Origin of the sequence: Caballeronia sp. LZ003, from assembly GCF_031451465.1 — a bacterium.
In the GTDB taxonomy this organism is placed as follows: Bacteria; Pseudomonadota; Gammaproteobacteria; order Burkholderiales; family Burkholderiaceae; genus Caballeronia.
Genome location: NZ_JARUXJ010000202.1, coordinates 1 through 415, shown reverse-complemented (window position 1 = coordinate 415; position 415 = coordinate 1). Strand labels below are relative to the sequence as shown.

The following is a 415-nucleotide window of genomic DNA, read 5'->3' as shown; positions in this document are numbered from 1 at the left end:
GCCGTACCGCCGATTGAGCAGAAGATCCCTAAAAATCCAGGCCGGATTGTCGGTCCAAGCTCGCTTGAATTTCCCGGTCCACGTGCCCTTGTACTCGCGACCGGCCTGATCGTAATTGTCCGGTACCTCAACCAGCAATCCCTTCACGTCGTACGAGCGAACAGGTACCCGGTCAAATTTCTGCGAGCTGATTTGCATCGCCACCAGCGCGCTGCCGGGGTATTTAAACTTTCCGGTGCGGCGCTTGGTGTAGCTAAGCACGTGCGCTGTGCCATGCTTTTTACCCGCATTCTCACCCTGGTCAATGACGTCTGTCCGGGAGATTTTCAAGACGAATCGCGCCCCCGCAGCCAAATGCACGGGAAAGGTAAAGGTCTTGCAATAAACCTGACAGACGCCGGTGATTTTCCAGGAC

1 protein-coding gene is annotated in these 415 nt (G+C 55.7%); it reads right to left on the bottom strand.

Going from position 1 to position 415, the window contains the following annotated elements; all coding sequences use genetic code 11:
* On the bottom strand, positions 1-261 hold a 261-nt coding region (locus tag QCE79_RS34460; protein ID WP_309852259.1), incomplete at its 3' end, for a hypothetical protein.
* Positions 262-415 lie beyond the last annotated feature (154 nt).